We start from the raw sequence: 316 nt of genomic DNA, 5'->3' as shown, positions 1-316 counted from the left end.
ATGTCTTTGCTGGAACCATACAGGTTACCATTAACGATAGTAGCACCACTTGCATCAATCCCCTGGTCATTGATGTTACGGTCATCCAGCAGAGGAACATATTCATATGCCTTGATGGTCTTACCGTAATGCTTCGGCATGTTAGTTACAGAGGCCAGTGGCATGAAGTACTGCTCTTTACGGGCAGTGATGATTGCTTTCTTCAGCCAGAAAAAGGTTTGCATCTGGTCAGAGTTAGCACCATCAATACTAGATTTCTGACCGTCAATAGGAGCGTTATAGTTCAACATGTCTCAATTCCTTATAGGCCGTTCAG

At 44.0% G+C, this 316-nt stretch carries 1 protein-coding gene; it reads right to left on the bottom strand.

Going from position 1 to position 316, the window contains the following annotated elements; translation table 11 throughout:
* Positions 1–290, bottom strand: a 290-nt coding sequence (locus Y882_RS18460) for a N4-gp56 family major capsid protein (protein WP_046973421.1), incomplete at its 3' end; no start/stop codon positions are given.
* Positions 291–316 lie beyond the last annotated feature (26 nt).

Origin of the sequence: Dyella japonica DSM 16301, from assembly GCF_001010355.1 — a bacterium.
Taxonomy (GTDB): Bacteria; Pseudomonadota; Gammaproteobacteria; order Xanthomonadales; family Rhodanobacteraceae; genus Dyella; species Dyella japonica.
The sequence above is the reverse complement of the archived record's forward strand: the minus strand, read 5'-3'. Positions and strand labels throughout refer to the sequence as shown.